The 18,167-nt window shown below is 44.6% G+C and carries 18 protein-coding genes; 4 read left to right on the top strand and 14 right to left on the bottom strand.

Annotated features, from left to right (window positions below):
• The first annotated feature begins 69 nt into the window (after positions 1–69).
• Positions 70–831 (top strand): rhomboid family intramembrane serine protease, encoded by a 762-nt coding sequence (locus ERJ70_RS01550; protein WP_209366698.1) that lies wholly within the window; start codon positions 70–72, stop codon positions 829–831.
• 430 nt (positions 832–1,261) lie between these two features.
• Here the strand turns inward: ERJ70_RS01550 and ERJ70_RS01545 are convergent, their stop codons facing one another.
• The 3 genes from ERJ70_RS01545 to cshA all read right to left on the bottom strand — a co-directional run bounded on the left by ERJ70_RS01545 (position 1,262) and on the right by cshA (position 5,747).
• Entirely contained in the window at positions 1,262–2,710 is a 1,449-nt protein-coding gene (locus tag ERJ70_RS01545) for a PH domain-containing protein (protein WP_209366695.1), read from the bottom strand.
• Positions 2,700–3,179: a PH domain-containing protein gene (locus tag ERJ70_RS01540; protein ID WP_209366693.1), complete on the bottom strand. Its 480-nt coding sequence runs from the start codon at positions 3,177–3,179 to the stop codon at positions 2,700–2,702. The genes ERJ70_RS01545 and ERJ70_RS01540 overlap by 11 nt, the downstream gene beginning before the upstream one ends.
• 1,092 nt (positions 3,180–4,271) lie before the next feature.
• Entirely contained in the window at positions 4,272–5,747 is a 1,476-nt protein-coding gene (gene cshA, locus ERJ70_RS01535; RefSeq protein ID WP_309507226.1) for a degradosome RNA helicase CshA, read from the bottom strand.
• Positions 5,748–6,169: 422 nt separating this feature from the next.
• On the opposite strand from cshA, the gene ERJ70_RS01530 reads away from it, so the two are divergent.
• Positions 6,170–7,084: a DMT family transporter gene (locus tag ERJ70_RS01530; RefSeq protein WP_209366691.1), complete on the top strand. Its 915-nt coding sequence runs from the start codon at positions 6,170–6,172 to the stop codon at positions 7,082–7,084.
• 461 nt (positions 7,085–7,545) lie between these two features.
• Positions 7,546–8,403 carry a DegV family protein gene (locus ERJ70_RS01525; RefSeq protein WP_209366689.1) on the top strand — a complete coding sequence of 286 codons (858 nt, stop codon included), beginning with the start codon at positions 7,546–7,548 and terminating at the stop codon, positions 8,401–8,403.
• Between the two features lie 369 nt (positions 8,404–8,772).
• Here ERJ70_RS01525 and ERJ70_RS01520 read toward each other — a convergent pair whose 3' ends face one another.
• From ERJ70_RS01520 to ERJ70_RS01490, 8 genes are all read right to left on the bottom strand, one after another.
• Positions 8,773–9,231, bottom strand: coding sequence for an MFS transporter (locus ERJ70_RS01520; protein ID WP_245208090.1), 459 nt, complete (start codon positions 9,229–9,231; stop codon positions 8,773–8,775).
• Between the two features lie 184 nt (positions 9,232–9,415).
• The gene (locus ERJ70_RS01515) at positions 9,416–10,249 is read right to left on the bottom strand and encodes an MFS transporter (protein ID WP_209366687.1); all 834 of its coding nucleotides are present in this window, start codon (positions 10,247–10,249) and stop codon (positions 9,416–9,418) included.
• Positions 10,230–10,952, bottom strand: a complete 723-nt coding sequence (locus ERJ70_RS01510) for an alpha/beta hydrolase (protein WP_209366685.1) — start codon at positions 10,950–10,952, stop codon at positions 10,230–10,232. The genes ERJ70_RS01515 and ERJ70_RS01510 overlap by 20 nt, the downstream gene beginning before the upstream one ends.
• A 237-nt stretch (positions 10,953–11,189) precedes the next feature.
• Positions 11,190–11,570: a YppG family protein gene (locus tag ERJ70_RS01505; RefSeq protein WP_209366684.1), complete on the bottom strand. Its 381-nt coding sequence runs from the start codon at positions 11,568–11,570 to the stop codon at positions 11,190–11,192.
• Positions 11,571–11,715: 145 nt separating this feature from the next.
• Positions 11,716–12,003, bottom strand: coding sequence for a glutaredoxin family protein (locus ERJ70_RS01500; protein WP_209366682.1), 288 nt, complete (start codon positions 12,001–12,003; stop codon positions 11,716–11,718).
• Between the two features lie 346 nt (positions 12,004–12,349).
• Entirely contained in the window at positions 12,350–14,176 is a 1,827-nt protein-coding gene (gene abc-f / locus ERJ70_RS01495) for a ribosomal protection-like ABC-F family protein (protein WP_209366681.1), read from the bottom strand.
• A gap of 360 nt (positions 14,177–14,536) precedes the next feature.
• On the bottom strand, positions 14,537–14,647 hold the full coding sequence (locus ERJ70_RS20155) for an RAxF-45 family protein (RefSeq protein ID WP_281242228.1): 111 nt from the start codon (positions 14,645–14,647) through the stop codon (positions 14,537–14,539).
• A 56-nt stretch (positions 14,648–14,703) separates the two neighbouring features.
• Positions 14,704–15,177: a MarR family winged helix-turn-helix transcriptional regulator gene (locus tag ERJ70_RS01490; RefSeq protein WP_209366679.1), complete on the bottom strand. Its 474-nt coding sequence runs from the start codon at positions 15,175–15,177 to the stop codon at positions 14,704–14,706.
• A 137-nt stretch (positions 15,178–15,314) separates the two neighbouring features.
• On the opposite strand from ERJ70_RS01490, the gene ERJ70_RS01485 reads away from it, so the two are divergent.
• Positions 15,315–15,932, top strand: a complete 618-nt coding sequence (locus tag ERJ70_RS01485) for a class I SAM-dependent methyltransferase (protein WP_209366677.1) — start codon at positions 15,315–15,317, stop codon at positions 15,930–15,932.
• A gap of 318 nt (positions 15,933–16,250) precedes the next feature.
• On the opposite strand, the gene ERJ70_RS01480 is transcribed toward ERJ70_RS01485, so the two are convergent.
• The 3 genes from ERJ70_RS01480 to ERJ70_RS01470 all read right to left on the bottom strand — a co-directional run bounded on the left by ERJ70_RS01480 (position 16,251) and on the right by ERJ70_RS01470 (position 18,160).
• Entirely contained in the window at positions 16,251–16,385 is a 135-nt protein-coding gene (locus tag ERJ70_RS01480; RefSeq protein ID WP_209366675.1) for a PspC domain-containing protein, read from the bottom strand.
• 368 nt (positions 16,386–16,753) lie between these two features.
• Positions 16,754–17,185 (bottom strand): cupredoxin domain-containing protein, encoded by a 432-nt coding sequence (locus ERJ70_RS01475; protein ID WP_209366674.1) that lies wholly within the window; start codon positions 17,183–17,185, stop codon positions 16,754–16,756.
• Between the two features lie 69 nt (positions 17,186–17,254).
• The gene (locus tag ERJ70_RS01470) at positions 17,255–18,160 is read right to left on the bottom strand and encodes a YegS/Rv2252/BmrU family lipid kinase (RefSeq protein ID WP_245208089.1); all 906 of its coding nucleotides are present in this window, start codon (positions 18,158–18,160) and stop codon (positions 17,255–17,257) included.
• Positions 18,161–18,167 lie beyond the last annotated feature (7 nt).

Here is an 18,167-nt window from a genome sequence, read left to right as displayed (position 1 = left end):
TTGTGAATAACTATAATAATAAAGTATTATACATATGTAGAATCATTAACCAATCAAAGGGGCAGACAAATGTTCATCAGAAATGAAAGCTTTCGAGACTTTATCCGTTTCTATCCGGTGGTCACAGCACTCGTTGCCATACAGCTTGTCGTCTGGCTTCTAATTATCTTGGGGCCGGGAAGACCTTTGTTCCAAATGGGTGCCGGAGTCAACTTGTTTATCGAAAACGGCGAATACTGGCGGTTGATCACGCCAATATTCCTTCATGATCCAAACGGGGTCATGCACGTACTATTCAATTCCTTTTCGCTAGTGCTTTTCGGTCCCGCTCTTGAGCAGATGACCGGAAAACTGCGATTTTTATTGATTTATCTATTGACCGGGTTTGCCGGCAATTTATTTACCTTTATCGTTGACCCTTCGGCCTACTACGTTCACGTTGGGGCTTCGGGAGCAATCTATGGATTGTTCGGAATGTATATGTATATGGTATTTTTCCGTAAGCATTTAATCGACCGGGCCAATGCCCAAATTGTCACAACCATTTTGGTTATCGGGCTGATTATGACATTCCTGCGTCCGGGAATCAATATTCTCGGTCATCTATTTGGTTTCATCGGGGGACTGGCGCTTGCACCGATTTTCTTGAACAATGTCAAGCCGTTCGCCATGTGGCGGAATAATCGCGGCCGCAGCCAGGATGGCAATGTACACTTCGACCCAAACCGCTGGAACAAAAAAAGGATTCCATGGAAAAAGTATCTTGTTCCTGCTTTGTGGGTTTTTATCGGCTTGTTGGTTGTTTTGGGTGTGTTGGGAAGGTTTCTTTAGCAGAAGTTCAAACAGTAGAGAGAGGGATCGGTTATTCCGTTCTTCTTTCGCTGGTTCGTTTCTTCGATACCCACCCTCACTGCATCGAACTTCTTGTCCCGGAGAGCAAAAAAACAGACTGGGACAAAAGCATCGTGACAAAAATAAAAACCAACGATTTGTTCGGTTTTTTTGATTAGAAAAAAGTAAACGGTTCTATCCTTCTCTTATGAAAAGTGTGACTCTCCACTCCGGCAAGGTACTTCGCTTTCCGCGGGAACGCGTAGTGTCTTGCCGTAGCGACTCGAAGCACTCATCCAACAGCAGGATAAAAGGAAGTCTAACTCCACAAAAAAACCGAGCGAATTCAATAAGCATTTGAATTCGTTCGGTTTTTGTTTAGTGGCCATGCTTTTCCCGGCCTCTTTATGCAAGCCTTTTTTCACGATAGCTACTGGGAATGAAAGGAATACCAGTCCCGTATAGCTTCTGCATCCTTATTCTCCATATCTTTTACAAGGAAGCTCTTCCCGACACCACTGTGTGAGGCAATTGAAAAATACACTGTCTGTAATGATTTTCTCCGCTGAAACCAATGATTGGATGTTGACAAAGACTGTATCCGTTTCCTATCTACCACAATTGTTTCTCTGCTCAACATCCTGGAACGGAATGACAGCTGTTTTTCGGTGAGGATAAAACCGGCATCCCTGAAACGCAAGTAGCCTAAAACGGCTGCCGCAGCTATTACGATCAGAGCCATCCAGCTGTAAGACGGGAAAAAGTACAGTAATGGTGCAGCAATCACGACAACCGGGATTGTACTGCGCAGAACAAACCGGCGGGCTGAACGTGTCGGAAGGAGTCCCCACCTATCCTCAATCTGGATGCCAGGTAAATACTCCTGTACAAATGATTGTATTTCTGTTCTTTTTAACAACGGGAACAGCGCAATCGAAAAATCATCATTTTTGTCCAGTGCACCTCCAGCAACCTCTACATAAACGGCCGCATAGCCAAGCGGCTGCCGGAAAATGTTTTCCTGGATGCGAATTCCCTGAATTCGGTTCAGTGGTACGGTCACCTGTTTTTTCTCCAATAAACCGCGCGTAATGAACAATTCTTTTTCATACTTGCGGATAGAGAAGAAGCTATAACGAAGCAGTGTTCCTGCTACCGCCATCAGCCATACAACCACACAAACAAGCAAAATGAAAACGAGCAGGAGCACAATGCTTAAGTGAATAGCCCAATTATAAACATTGGTAAAAAATCCATCAGGGATGATTTGATTGATTTGGGATCCGACTACAGCAAACAAGGATAAGAAAACACCTATTCCTCCGGATGTCGTGGCTGCAAGCAGCAAACGTTTCACTCCGATTGTCCGTTGTGCAACCATTTTTGGTTCCTCAACCCCTGATGATTCCTCCGTTTCAGCAGTTGCCTCTGCTTTGGCTCTTTTCAACGCTTCTCTCAGCAGTTCTCCCTCTTTCCGGGACACTGCCTTCAAACCCGCTTCCGCTGCATTATCGCTTCCCGCCGTCTGTACTTCCACTTTTACGAGTCTGAATATCCGGTGGATAACACCAGCGGTGAGATCGATCGATTGAATCCGATTTTTGGAGATGTACCGCTTTTTCCGGATAAAAATACCGGATTCAATCCGCAGCTCTTCTCCTTCGATTCGATAGGTGAATCGGTACCAGGATAAGAAACTGAATCCAATTATCGCGAGCAGCAACCCAAGGATGACCAGCGCCCAAACCCAGGAGGGGGCATCAATATTGCGGATCAAAGCAAACGAACCAATCACGGCCGGGATAAGAACATCCTTGATCATGGCAATAAAGTTAAATATCGTGGCAGCAGGGTGCATCCGTTTCGCTTCAGACATCATCTTCATCCACCCTAGCCAGCTGGGAGATTTTGTCCCTTAAAGCAGAGGCTTCTTCTTCGAGCAGCGCGGGTATTTCGTGCGTAGTGGCTGCGGTCGATATGGTCACCGTCGCCAATTTGAACCGCTTCAGCAGCGGACCCTGCTTGGTATCGACATGTTGTACCCGGATCATCGGCACAAGTGTCCGTTTTATGATCAAAATACCATGTTGGATATCAATTTCCTGCTCAAATACTTGATACCTCCATCTGCGCCATTTTATGGCAGGAATCAGGAAGCCTGTAACATATGTATCCACAGCCATTACTGCCCAAGCCACCAGAACAACCCAGACCGGAATCGAAAACTTCCCCGCCAGAAAAGTAAGCACGATTAAAACGATCCATAAAATGACCGTAGGGATAAGTGCCGTGATTCTCCAAACCTTCACCGCTTCTTTTGCAATATAATTCTCAGGTGGTTGCCGCACTATTTTTCACCAGCCTTCTCGTCCCCAACTCTCCGGGAAACCGTATTTACTTTCTATTAGCATCGTACCACACAATGCCTTCTAGTAAATACGGAACAGAGAGAGTTTGGGTTTCATTTTCACAGTTATCCTTGTGCACAGAGAAAGTATTCAACACAACTGTTTTTTAGCGAAAAGAACTTCTTTATCCATGCAGGTGATTTCGAAATAAAAAACAGCGAGTGTAAGCAAACTCCTTCAATAGAGACTTCCTTTCATTCTGTTGTTTAAAAAGTGTTTCTACCCGCTAAAGCAAGATACTACGCTTTCCACGGGCACGGCTTCAACTTCCTCAGAAAGCACAAGACGCTTTCTTGCGGGATTTTCAGCTCGTGCTGTTCCCGTAGGAGTCTCCGTATCTTGCCTTCGCTATGTTACAGTGTTCTGATTTTAGTGTGTTGGATGTACTTTCACAAAGCTATGTTCGCGGATTGATTATTGCATTAAAAGAAATCGATTGATTTTTTTGGTTTTCTTTAGATGTCATTAAGCAAAACATTTTGAAAGTCGGGACTCCACAATAATCACTATGTTCCAACCAAACGGAGGCAAGGTGCTTCGAGCGGGAAGAGCGCGGGCTGAAGATCCACTTGGTAAAGCGCTTTACTTTACCAAGTTAGCTGAAGCCGTGCCCGCGGAAAGCGAAGTACCTTACCGGAGTTGTATTTTAGAAGGGTTTATTCGTTGCCAAATTCCTTTGTAAGTTAAAGGGACAAAAGCGCAAGCGCCTTTTTAAAGGAGTACAGGCTAGAGCCGCCACGTCCTGTGGCAACGCCTGCATGACCCACATCGTGTGGGCCCCTGACAAGCTTAAGAACAGCCTCGGCGTGGCGCTTTTTGCCACACAGAGGGTGGGCTTAAGACCTCGAGGGGGGTAGGCGCTGGAGCTGGACGTGGCTGTTTCAGCCAATAATGATCCACAGTCAATTAAATTTATCATTTCCTATAAAGCAAAAAAGAAAAACCGAACGGATTCGAATACTTACGGTTTCGAATCGTCGTTCGGTTTTTTGCTTTCGTCACTTTGCTTTTTTCCCAGCCATCTCCATTTTATTAATAGTTTTGGCCGCGATTATTGTTTGAATTACGCTTATTCTGGAACTTACGGTTTCGGGAAGGTTTGCCGGATGGCTTGCCTTTACGGGAATAGTTCCGTTTATCGTTACCGCGATACTTTTTCTTGTTTTTATCTTTGTGTGCCTGTTTTACACTGACAGGCGCAATCGAAGTCAGTTTGACCGGTGCATTGCGTCGTTCCTTAGTCAACAGTTTCAAGGCAGCCGAAACGATTGTGACCGAATCATACTGATTTAACAATTCATTGGCTGTTTCCCGATAAGACTGCAAATCCTGTTTTTCAATCGTAGACTGCATTTTTTCGACCGTGATTTGCTGTTGGCCGCGTAGCGCTTCGTCCATGGACGGAGCCTGTAGCCGTTTGATTTTGCCTTTGGTGACTTTTTCAATCAAGTGCAAATGCGGTATTTCTCTCGGTGTGATGAAAGAAACGGCTTCACCGCCTTTGCCAGCTCTTCCGGTACGTCCGATTCGGTGCACATAGCTTTCCGGATCCTGTGGTACATCAAAGTTATATACGTGGGTAACGCCGGAAATATCCAATCCTCTTGCCGCCACATCGGTGGCCACAAGAATCTCGATGCGTCCGTTTTTAAATTTGTTGAGAACGGACATCCGCTTGCCTTGTGTCAGGTCCCCATGAATGCCTTCCGCGCGGAACCCACGTGCTTGCAGACCTTCTGTTACTTCATCTACTCGTTTTTTCGTCCTTCCGAAGATGATAGCCAGATCCGGCACATGTACATCCAACAGATTGGTCAATGTATCAAACTTCTGTTTTTCATGGACTTCCACGAAAAACTGATCGATATTTTCGACCGTCATCTCTTTGGCTTTTACGCGGACTTCTTCCGGTTTCTTCATCAAAGTGGTGGCGATATCCCGGATTTCTTTTGGCATTGTAGCCGAGAACAACAACGTTTGACGCTGTTCCGGAATAGCCTTCAAAATATCACGAATATCATCAATAAAGCCCATGTTAAGCATTTCGTCTGCTTCGTCCAGCACAGCCGTATGGACATTGCTGATATTGATGGTCTTTCTGCGGATATGGTCCAGCAATCGTCCTGGTGTGGCAACCACAATATGCGGACCATCCTTTAATGCTCTGATTTGACGTTCCATATGCTGTCCACCGTAGACTGGCAACGTTCTTACTCCTTTAAAACGTCCGAGTCTGTTGATTTCTTCCCCGACTTGGATAGCAAGTTCCCTTGTCGGTGCTACGACTAATCCCTGGATTCGCTTCAGATCCTGGTCGATTTTCTCGATCATCGGTATTCCGAAAGCAGCTGTTTTCCCAGTACCTGTCTGAGCCTGCCCAATAACGTCATTTCCTTGCTTGGCCAGTGGAATGGTTTCTGCCTGAATCGGGGTCGCCTCTTCAAACCCCATCTTTTCCAAAGCCTTCATAATTGGGTTGGATATGTCTAATGATTTAAAAGTTGTCACTATTTTTTTCTACTCCTTTTAACAAAATTCTCATATGCACGTATTCAGCACGATTTGAGAACTTGTCCTTCAAGCCGATCCTCTTGGCTTCTAAACCGCTCTTAGAAACAAATACATCTATTTAAACAATTCATTTGTGTCGAATCGACTTCTGTCTTCAAGTTCCACAGTCCTGCCGTGTGATGAAAAAACCAGGCGATACAATCCTTGTTGCGTCCAGTTTTCGTTCTTTCTTGAAAATACGCTCTGCTGCAAATGAAAAAGCCTTCCTTCACCTTCCCGAAAGAGGCTTTTATGGCAAGCATTCAATGGATTAATAAATCTTATCACACTCTATGTCCTAATTCTACCTGTATTAAAAATGATTTTCAAATAAATGAGTGTTAGAATGTAAAAAAACATTGAGAATAAGGAGAAACGCCATGAACAAACCATCGGTACATCCATCGATCGCTATCAGTATCGGGGTGATTGCTGTATCGACCGCAGCCGTGCTAGTTAAGCTGGCCGAAACAGCTCCCGCCTCCATCATTGCAAACTATCGGCTGTTGCTGGCTGTCTTCATCATGTCTCCTTATGTACTTCTCAAGCATCGCAGGGACTTGACGGCCATTTCCAGAAAAGATTGGCTGCTGGCAGCACTCGCAGGGATATTTCTCGCCTTCCACTTTATTTTTTGGTTTGAGTCGTTAAATTATACATCTGTCGCCAGCTCTGTCGTTCTGGTCACGTTACAGCCGATTTTTGCATTTCTCGGTACTTTCCTGTTTTTTCAGGAAAGGTTTTCGCCAGGAGCACTGCTTAGTATGGCCATCGCCGTGACAGGCAGCGTCATCATCAGTTGGGGTGATTTTCAAGTAAGCGGGATGGCTTTGTTCGGCGACTTTCTCGCTCTGTTTGGCGCTATCATGGTGACTGGATACTTACTGTTGGGACAGAATACCCGCAAAAGGCTTGCCTTGATGCCTTACACCTTTGTCGTGTATGGAATAAGCGCCGTCACCTTGATCATCTATAATCTGATTTTGCGGCAACCATTTACCGGATATCCCGCCAACGATTGGCTTGTCTTTATTGCCTTAGCCATCATCCCAACTTTTTTTGGCCATACCCTGTTTAATTGGGCGATCAAATGGGTAAGTACAGCTGTAATTTCAATGAGCATTATTTTCGAACCCATCGGCGCTTCGGTGTTAGCCTACCTTATTCTCGACGAGCAAATTACCTGGTCACAGTGGCTGGGAGGAACGATTATCCTCTTCGGTTTGTTTCTGTTTATCGTCAGTACCTCTGGGAGAAAATCCAGGCTTACATTGTCCCGAACAAGCAAACGGTAGTAAACACCGATCATAAACATCGTCCCACAATAACAATAGGCAAATCTTAGGGTTGATTAAAACACGACGCACACCTTCAGCGCGGGAAATACACGAAGAAGCTTCAAAAATACGTGCTGATTTCCCGTACGAGGGTGCTGCCGAAAGCATCCTTGGGACTGCGGTTAACCGTCCCACCGAAATACTTGTGCAGCGGGAGAGATGGCCATGGTGATATTCCACTCAAAGGGCTTAGCAGCCAACCACGGAATGCGCATTGTATTTTCGTAACGCAGTACTAGCAATGATTCGATTTAAATTTTATTAAATCACCTGATGTAGTGCCGGCTGTATTTGTCAACCGCGATAATAATGCCAAAAAGTATGGCGAAATGTGGCTATCGTAATAGGTATTATACCGCCCGTTTCCCGTGCTATAATGAAAACAACTAATTTTGACTAACGTATTTAAAGGAGATGCCATGAGAATTCAATTAATGACAGACGGAAGTGCAGACCTATCTAAGCAAATGGAAGAGGAATTGCAAGTGAAGGTGGTTCCGCTTTACCTGAACTTTGGCGAAAAGCAATATCGGACCGGGATAGACCTAGACATACCTGCCTTCAATCAAATGATGCGAGCAGCAGAGGAGCTTCCCCGTTCTGCTGCACCGAACCCAAATGATTTTTACAATGCATACAAAGAAGTCGATCCGGAAACACCGATTATTATGCTTTCCCTGACCAAAGGCGTAAGCAGTACGTACGAGAATGCTGAAGCCGGGAAAGAAATGCTTCTCCAGGAAGAGCCTGAGCGAAAAATTGAAGTAATCAATACAAAAACAGCATCGTCCGGCCTTATCTTGTTGCTGCATGAAGCTGCTAAAAAGATGGATGAAGGTTTTTCCTATGAACAGCTTGTTCAACACTTGCATATCAAAGTGGAGCAGACCACTACCCTGTTCGTTCTGAAAACAATCGATAACCTCATTAAAGGGGGAAGATTGGACCGTATGAAAGGAACGATCGCCAAAACACTTAACATTAAATTGCTGATGAAGGCAAGTGAGGAAGAGGGAGTCATCGAAGTCAGTGAAAAAGTGCGCGGTGATAAAAAATCGATCCGCAGGTTTATCGAACAAATCGGGGAGTATACCCGCAACTTCGAAGACAAGCTTATAGCCATGACCCATTGCAATGCGGAAGAGCGAGCCAAGAAAGTATTGGAAGATGTGAAAAAAAAGTATCCATTCAAAGATACCATTTTAACGGAAATGGGACCGCTCATCTCGACTTATGCCGGAGAAGGCGGCCTGGTTATTGCCTTTTTCAAAGATTGATGAATTGATCAAACGTTTGATCAACCAATTGTTCTCTCCCCTGACATCCCGCATAATTAGAAAGATGCCTGGAACAGATTATGCTCCAGGCATTTTTTGCTTTTTAAGGAAACGAGCGGTTAAAAAGACTCTATAGAGGAATAGCGTAGCAGAGGAAATAAGCAAGACTCCTGCGGAAAAACGGGCATACGAGACCCCACAGCGAGCTTTGCGAGGAGGCTCGGGTTCGTCGGCAGAAAGCGAGTTTATTTCCTCTGCGGCCTTAGTAAAATCGCTACTTATTATAGAATGAGCCTTTCGATAAAGAGAGAGCGGAGCGAAAAATCACACCACTACATTTGCCGGAGAACCTAAAATCCTAACCGTTTGTTAATTTTTTTGATAAGTCGGCCGAGGAGCAAACAAACTCAATGTTCCTGCAGTTATCGGAAGCAGCAGCATGACCAGCAGGATTTCTTGATAACCGCCAAACAAGTCATAAAACAAGCCAAACGGCAGCGGCCCGAAGGCAGATGAAATAACCATGCATGTTTGGGCCAGTCCTTTTATGCTGCCAAGATGTTCACGGCCGAAGTAATTTGGCCAGACGATGTTGAGGGTGATTCGTTCAAACCCGTTGACCACTCCCCATATCACCCCAAAAGCTATCGCCATGGCGGCTGAATCAGTAAACAACAATACAACCAGCGATATAATGTGGCCAAGAAACGTGATCGCCAAGATATAGTGGACGGAAATCCGATCGACCAGGTAACCGACGACAAAGCTGACCGGAAAGCCGAATATCGCCATCAACGATAACACAAGGGCTGCTGTTTCCGCCGACAACCCTTTCGTCCGCAATGGAAACAATATGAAAGGTTATACCAGTATTGACCAATGCGGGCACACTGACAGCAAATAGAATAAACCAGAAAGCCCGGGTCCTCATCGCTTCTTTCAGTGTCCAGCTGACCTCATTTTCATCGACATTCGGATTAATCGGTTGTTTTCCGTTAGATTTCTGTTTGGCTCAAAATCGTTTAAACAAATAGGCAGAAGGACCGGCTACGATTAGGAGCACACTCCAAAAAATCAATGCGGTCTGCCAACCATAGCTGATACCTATCCAGATACTCACAATCAGAGAAAGGGCTGCAAGGATAACCCAGAACAACTTCGTCCTGGCAGCATCTTTCAGGCTCCAACTGTTTTGTGCAGTTCCTTGTTTTAACTCTCCATCTGGCTTTTCTCCAATGTCCTTCGGCTGGTTTCGCACGAAAAAGATTGCTAAGGGGACAAAAACAATAAGCAGCATGATACCCCAAAACGTCCATGTCCACCTCCAGCCAACCTCGTCGACCAACCAGGTATTGATTGGTGGAAACAAAGCAGGACCTGCGAAACCACCGATGGTCATCAGGCTCAGTGCCCTTCCCCTTTTCGCCCGGAACCACTGCGGAACCAGGGTATTGGGGAGGAGAGTCATCGAACCTTGTCCAAATAAACGAAGCATGAAAATACCGAGAAACATCATAACCGCCCCTGTCAAAAGAGCGTTCCAAAAACAGGCAATTGCCAGCATGATGGCCACTATTGCCATCATTACCCGCTGCCCGAAACGGTCGACCAGTCTCCCGACCAAGAACAGAGAAAACCCGGCAGCCAATGTGGCGGTCGAGTAAATTCCCGATACATAAGAACGTGAATAATCAAAATCTGCAATATAGTAATCAATGAAAATCGAAATGGAATACGTTTGGCCGGGTCCGGAAAAAAACACACTTAACCCGGCGATAAACACAATGATCCACCCATAAAAGAAGGGTGGATGAACCAAAACTTGATTATTGGATAATGACTTCACCTTTATCGAAAACCCCTTTTTTGCTAGTTAAAAATGAATAAACATTCTGGATCAATTCTTCTTTTTCCTCTCCCAGACATATATGATGTTTCGATTGATCATACAAGATGAGTTCGGTTTCCGCTGCTATCTCTTTGTCCAGGTAAAGTACAGTTTTATATGGAACCATGCTGTCCTGACGGCCTTGGGCAATCAGCACCGGGCATTCGATCTTCCGGAGATACGGACGTGTGAATCGGACGCATTTTTGAAATTCCAGCATGGAAGTGAAGGGTACGGACCCGAATTTCTCTTTATAGTTGCTGTAAAGCGGATCCTGCTTGAGCTGTCCCTTGACCCCTTTTACCATAAAGCGGGCCATTTCAATGCCCATTTGTTTAAAATTTAAGTATTTTCCTGCTGGTGACAGCAATGCCAGTTTGGTTGCTTGGTATTTGGCTGCCAAGTAACTTGCAATCATCCCGCCCATTGAAAAGCCAATGACATAGACACTGTCACATTTCCTGACTAACTTTTTCATTTCTTCCTCTGCAGCTGATACCCATTGCTCGAAAGGAACACCTTTCAATGCCAGCGTACTTCCATGGCCGGGGAGACAGGGCACTACCACCTGCCAGTCGGTATTTTCTTTTAACCGCTCTGCCAATGGCTCTACTTCATAAGGACCGCCCGTATATCCGTGAATACATAAACAGCCGATCATGTTGCATCTCCTTTGCTATATCAATTTTATGCGAACTGCCCCCTATAAATCAAAACATTACACTAGGGACTATTTATTTATACCCCTCTTCCTGCCTGCTAATCCAAAAAGGAAACCCGATGAAGCCAAAAGTGAACTGCAGCTGCACTTATCTTTTATTGCTGTCTTTCCCCCTTCGAACAACTCCTTTTTGCATTCAGGATAAAGACCCCTTGCCGGAACGATGGCAAAGGGTCTTCACTTTATTCCTTTTATAAAAGAGCCGAAACCTTTAAACAGCGGTGCAACCTGCTGAAAAGTAGTTGCCATCTGTCCAACCGTATTCAGCATTTTGTCGATGTCCATCTGACCGTTTTTGTCTTGGAAATAATGAATGAACCCTCCTCCAGGTGCTTGGCCGAACGGCCCTCCCGATCCGGATGCAGAAGGATTTTGCTGGGGCCAAGGAGAAGGATGTGGTGGTTTCATAAATTGATTGTAAGGCGGACCAGCTGGTGGAATCCCGGCATTTTGGTTTGGAGTCATAAACGGATGCAGCTGGTTCGGTAGTCCAGGCAGCTGATAGCTTTCATATGGCTGGTAACCATAGTCTGAATATGGCGCTCTCCACTGATTCATATGAACACCCCTTCTTGCCTTTTACAATACCCTATGCGTCTATCATGAAAAAGGTTAAGCAAAGAGCGAACCCTTCATTAAGATCCGTTCACCCCATTCCATCCCGGAGTAAAGCCGCACAAAAAACAGCAGGAACATCTCGTTCCTACTGTTTTTTAACAAAGGGCTGTTTTTCTTGCATTACACTGCGGCCGCCTTTCACCATCAAAGCATTCCGTAGTCTTTGCTTCTGAAATCCTAAAATTTTGTAGTCATTTATAAAAACGGCTGGTGTTCCATAAATATTATGACTCTGCATCTCCTGAGTATAAGCTTTGTGCCTGGAAATGTTTTTCTCTGTATATTCGATTCCCCAGCGGTCAAGCTGTGCTGTCAGTTCGTGGCATTGTGAACAATTGTCACTGACATAAACGACGACATTCTGCTCTGTCATAGATGTACCTCCTGGGCTATTTTTTCTAGTCACTTGGCCTATTTACCGTTACCTACTAAAACTTATCTATACCCATATACCCGCCGTTACTGTGTCAAAACCTAAATATTTAATTTTCGTGACAAATATTACGAATCGATGACAAGGCCATGCACCATTTCGGCATCAACCACTCATCATGCTAAAAGACGATAATTTTCTACAGTTCTCTACAGGTTCGCCTAACGATTCCATTCATCCCGCTACAACTACGTCAATGAATGCTGCCAATATCTTCCCATGGAAAAAAGCAGTCAAACATCATATAGCTAAGAACACCATGCCCGTTCACCATAAAAAACAGCATTTATTCCAACCATGCTGCATAGCAGGCTTCTATTTTTTCTTCGATCTGTTGTCTTTCCTTTTTTATTTGACCATTCGATAGCTCCTTACGTTGGGTTAGTGACGCAAGCTGTTCCTCCAACTCCAAAATCGCCCCTTCATAATCAACCGGGTCCCTGTTGATCGGCGGATTTTGATTATTTGGTGTAGTTTCCTTCTTGGCTGTCGACTCTTTCCAGTGCTTCCATCTATGGTTCGTCTCTTGATAAGTCCCCGGCATCCGTTCCAGTTTGCCATCAACTAAATAGGCCGTTTCCGGGAAACACGTATTCAAAAAATAGCGGTCGTGCGATATACAAAGCACTGTCCCCTTGAATTTAGCCAGGGCTTCCTCCAGTACTTCCTGCGATTCCATATCCAAATGATTGGTTGGTTCATCTAAAAATAAGACATTGACTCCTCTGTGCATAAAAATAGCGAGTTTCAACCGCATTCTTTCTCCTCCGCTCAGCTGTCCCAACTTCTTGAAGACAGAAAACCCATAGAACATGAAGTTGGCTAGCAAGCCGCGGGCCTGGCCCTCGGAGACCGAAACTTCTTCCCGGAACCTGTCAATCAAGCGTTTTTCCTCCTCTTCTTCTTCGATTGGCTGTTGGGAAAGATAGCCGATTTCCAGCTGTGTTCCGGCTGCGACCCTGCCTCTGTCAGGAGTCAGCTCCCCCAGAAGAATTTTCATCAAAGTAGACTTACCGCTTCCATTGTCGCCGACGATTGCCAAGCGATCCTGGTACCGTAAATGCAAATCCAGTTCCTTCAAAATAGCTCTCCCAGCAAACTGTTTGGATATCGCTTCCGCTTTAATGACGTCTTTTCCGGAGCGATGGTCAGCTTGCAACGTCAATTTCATTTTATCCGGGTCGATTTCGGGCCGTTCGATTTTTTCCATTCGCTCCAAGGCTCTTTCCATGTTCCTTGCCCGTTTATGCAATCCTTCATTTGGCGGATTTGCCTGATTGGCCCACTGTTTCAGGCGTTTAATTGTTTCCTTCATTTTTTTGATTTTTCGCTGTTGTTCCTGGAAGGCGGCAAACTCACTAAGCAGTTTCGCCTCCTTTTGTCGGACAAAATGCGAATAATTCCCTTTGTAATAACTGGCTTCTCCATTTTCCAGATCGATGATTTTTTCTATACTATGATCTAAAAAATTCCGATCGTGCGAAACCACACATACTGCTCCCTGATAGTTGGCAATGTACTGCTCCAGCCACTCGATTGCAGTCAAATCCAAATGATTGGTTGGTTCATCCAGCAAAAGTAAATCAGGGTTCTGCAACAACAGTCTCGCCAATCCTGCTTTTGTTTTTTCTCCGCCACTCAGCGAGGAGAAGGACAGGTGAATCAAGTGGTCAATACCTAAACCGTTGGCTATCTTATCCAGTTGGGCATCCATCTCATAACCGCCGGCTGCGGTAAATGCTTCCTGGGCTTTCCCGTACTCCTGCAATATCGTTTCGAGATTCCCCTCTTCCTGCATTTTTGTTTCTAGTTCTTTCATCTTTTGCTTGAATGCAAGAAGTTCTTCCAGCCCAGACAAGAGAAAGCTCTTCACAGTACCAGAAAAATACTGCGGTACTTGTCTAAGATAGCCAATTTTTGTTCCCTTTTTAATGAACAAGTCTCCTTTGTCAAATAATTCTTGTTTGACAATCAGTTTGAATATCGTTGTTTTACCAGAACCGTTTCTCCCCACCAATCCTATTTTTTCTCCAGCCTTTATTTCCACGTTTAGTTTTTCAAAGAGGATACTGCCTCCGATTATTTTCTTTATATCCTTTAATGTGACTAACATATTCATGCTCCTTTATGAAGTGGTCATAAAAAAGGCCGGGGGTGTCTTTCACCCCCGGCCAATACGTTCCGGACAAATTCCATATTCCTGCTCCGCTTCTCTTCGAAAACAGTCTCCATGGTAACTGCCCTGAGAGGTATGCTCTCGTCAAAAGATACCGCCGATGATTAAGAGTATTACGAAACCGGCGGATCTTGAGACAAATAGCAAAGCCCCTGTTTCCCTTATCCTGCTTGCAGGAGGGCGTAAATCCCTCTGCTGAACTTCTATTTTCAGGATAAAAAAATCCACACGTAATGTGTGGATCTCGCTGTGGCAAGCTTGTTTAGTTGGGTGTAAGATCCTACACAGATTCATTATTCAGTTGCTAAAAAAGGACATACGTATCCCGTTAGCAGCTAAATCATGAATAATCGCACGGTACATATACAGGTTGCTTTTGTAGGACGCGTGCGTTTCTGTGTATGGCATCTTTTTCCCTCCTTTTCCGGCAAATTTTCCTTGCTATTTCTATTGTACTAAATTTTCTAACTCTTATCCAGCTTTAATTGTTCTGCATACAGCCCTAATTTTTTCAACAGCTCGATGGCTTGCTGCTTTTCCTGCTGGGACAAACCACCGGTTATCTTTTCAATTTGCGCCCAATGATCAGGGAAGATATGGTGCAAAAGGTCCCTCCCGGTGTCCGTGATGGAAGCATACGTTATCCGCCGATCTTCGATGGATGGTTTCCTTTCCAGGTAGCCCTTCTTTTCCAGTTTGTCGACAACATACGTAATGCTGCCGCTGGCTAACAGAATTTTATCTCCAATTTTTTGAAGGGTATGGTCCCCCTGATGATAGAGAAGTTCCAACACACCAAACTCCGTCGGATTCAGTCCTTTTTTTCTGATATCGACCTCGACCTGGTCGGCAATGGAACGGTATGCTTTCGAGAGTACAACGAATAGTTTTAAAGACGGATCTTGCTTTTTTTCTGCATATGATTGATTAACATCCATTCCGCTCATCCTTTTAACTCAAATTAAAAATAGTATAGTAGAAGCTCGATTTTCATGTCAACTTAGTCCTCCGTATTAAACAAGGCCTTCCATTTATGTCATAATAAAAGAAGAACGAAAAGAAAGCGGTGGACACATTGGTCTTAGACACAGGAGAACGGGTAATTCCAGAGTATATGAAGCCTACAAACAAACTGTTGTTGGAGCATATTGCAAGGTATCAATTTGCTCTGCCTTATATAAGCGGAAGAGTGCTGGATCTTTCCTGCGGAGCCGGATATGGCACCCATATGATTGCCAAAGAAAAGAAAAATCAAATTGAAGAAGTGGTCGGAATCGATATCGATCAGGACATTATCGAATATGCCAGAGGCGCTTACTATCACCCGAAGTCTTCTTTTCAAAAGGCGGATGCTACAGATGAAACGCTTGTAGATAAACTCGGCCATTTTGATACGATTGTCAGCTTCGAAACATTGGAACACATTGCAGAAGAAGAAAAGCTGTTGAACAACTACTTTCAATTACTGAAGCCGGGCGGCACGCTACTAGTTTCCACCCCCTTCGGCAAAGGCCGCGGTGTACCATGCGGATCTCCCTTTCACGTTCACCAGCTGAAGCCGGAGGAATTTCAGGCATTGTTCAGCCAGTATCGGGAAACTACCTTTTTTTATCAAAAGGGTGTGCTGATCGTACCAGCTCAAGAGACGAAGGACTATCCACTGGGGATTGCCGTCTGTAAAAAAGCAGCCTGACTTCCCAGAGCCGGAGTTGCAAGGACTGATAAAAGGTTGAAATGGGTGGAGAAGCATAGGCTTATCCGTCCATCAGCCTTACCAAAGTCAACTCAATTGAATTTTTCTTTATAAGGGTACCATTGAACGAAATTAGCAGGATTTGTCACGGCATTGAATACGTTTTCTGGTTGTATGGGAAACGACGCTCAAACGTCAGCTGTATCTTCCATTCCCTTCATCAAGTTTTCCATATGCCCCCATTTCTTTCATCCTCCCTCTAACCAGGTTATTTTAAAGCGGCTTCTCTCTTAATGACCAAACCAGCAACAGATAAATCTAGACCGACGTGGAAGCGGTGAGGAAAAAAAGGAGCCTGACAATGAAAGAGGAGATGCCAAAGAATTCCGCTATTCCTCCGCATACACCATAAATCGCTTTATCATTCGCAGACTTTGCTAACTTTTTCGTCATAGGTACCGCCCTCCCATATCTTGTTTTCCATCCCGTTTTCTTCTTCTCCTGCCTCTTTCCAAGGGTTTGATCACGTTCTCCCTTTTTCCTTCCATTTCATGTTTATACTACCACAATATGAAAAAGGATGGGATTCCCGTTCTTTTATCTTTCTGATTTCTTCGCAGAAAAGGAGGTTCTACCACACAAAGGACGGTTTACTGCCTCGAAGGGGTAGTTGCTGGAACTATCAGCATTACATCAAATCTTAAAATGCTGATAGAACGAAAAAAAAACCGTACGAGTTCGAATGCTTTAAAATTCGAATCATCGTACGGTTTTTGCTTTGGCCAAGATGCTTTTATCCCAGCCACTTTTCTTTCAATCTATTATTGAACCACTAAGGTAGATTTCATATCGGAATGTCCTTCACCACATGGGACACTGCAATAAATCTCATACTCTCCTGGTTCTTCCGGAGTAAAGGTGGCTGTTCCATCCCCTTCAATATTTACATCAAATTCATCGATAGCCAGTCCGTGGTTCCCTTCCTCGCTGGTCAGGTTGATGGTTACTTCTTCACCACTTTGTACCGTGTATTCTTCTTGGTCGAACTTAAAGTTTGTTGCAGATATGTTAAGTGTATTATCGGAGGAGCCTTCTTCCGCCATTCCTCCATCACCTGTTGTCGTTTCTTCTGTTGTATTTTCATCGCTTTCCTGTTTTGTTTCGCCTGACTCATCATCACTGCTGCTTCCGCAAGCCGCAAGCAAGAGGACAAGCATGCCCAATACTGCAACTATTAATATTTTTTTCCTCATGATGTATCCTCCTTCAATGTATATTCTAATGTTCTATTTCTCATAAAGGAGGATGTTAAACATAATCCGTTATTCATTAACTATCATCTTCACATGTTTGGGCAAAACCCGGATAGATGCGGGGACGGTGTCGACGATTTCCCCGTCCATATCGATTTGTCGTTCTTCCTGTCCCTTTACTTCAATTTCCGCCTGACTTACTTGCAGATGGGAAAGCTCTGTCAACGTCTCTGTATTCACATCCTCCTGGTTCATCATCATCAGCTCCCGGAACATGGCAAGACTCGAATTTTTGACAATGAGAATATCAAGCATACCGTCGTGGGGGGTGATGGCTGACACTGGAATTTCCTGTGTTCCGATATACTTCCCATTTAAAATGACAATCAATACCGCCTCCCCTTTTATCTCCTCTCCATCCGCCTTGATCCGATAACCAAAAGGCTCTGCCTGATTAATGGTCCGCAATGTGCTTAAAAAATAACTCAATACGCCTAAACGACGTTTTTGTTCCTTGTCAATGTTAATCGAGGTTTCAGTGACAAGTCCTATCCCCCAAAAATTGAGAAAATAGCGGGAATCGGATTGCCCGATATCGACAGCTCTGGTTTGCCCATTCGCAATTGCTTCTGCAGCTTGCCGCATGTTTTGTGGCATCCCGAGCATTCTGCTGAAATCATTGCACGTACCGCTAGGTAAAATGGCTACTGCAGGCCGCTTTTTCAAACCGGCTATGGCATTGATGCATTCATGGATCGTCCCGTCGCCTCCTAAAATAATCATGACATCTACTGCAGGTGCATACTCTTTACACGTTTCATGAAGCTCTTCCAAGCTTGTCGTTTGCATGACATGCAATCTGCTGATTGCTTTTGCCAGAACCGGCAGCACCTGCTGCAGATTCTGTCCGGCTTCTTCTTTTTTATTTCCATTGTATAAAAATAACCCTGATTCATATTGGTTCACGTCTGACACTCGCTTT

Source organism: Sediminibacillus dalangtanensis (genome assembly GCF_017792025.1).
GTDB classification, from domain to species: Bacteria; Bacillota; Bacilli; order Bacillales; family Amphibacillaceae; genus Sediminibacillus; species Sediminibacillus dalangtanensis.
This window is presented reverse-complemented; position numbering and strand designations above follow the sequence as displayed.